The following is a 208-nucleotide window of genomic DNA, read 5'->3' on the forward strand; positions in this document are numbered from 1 at the left end:
TGCGAAGGCCCTCTCCAGGGAGGCGCGGATTATCGTGATGGATGAGCCCACGGCTCCGCTGACTCAGAAGGAGATCGACAATCTGTTTGCCGTAATCAGGGAGCTCAAGCGACAGCAGGTAGCCGTAATCTATGTATCGCACCGACTGGCTGAGATCAAAGAAATCTGCGACTGTATCACAGTACTGCGGGACGGCTGTTATGTAGGC

1 pseudogene is annotated in these 208 nt (G+C 54.8%); it reads left to right on the plus strand.

The window, feature by feature from the left end:
* Positions 1–208: pseudogene (locus tag HJV72_RS19575) on the plus strand (D-xylose ABC transporter ATP-binding protein); the annotation flags it as partial.

The organism is Extibacter sp. GGCC_0201 (genome assembly GCF_017566055.1).
Lineage (GTDB): Bacteria > Bacillota > Clostridia > Lachnospirales > Lachnospiraceae > Extibacter.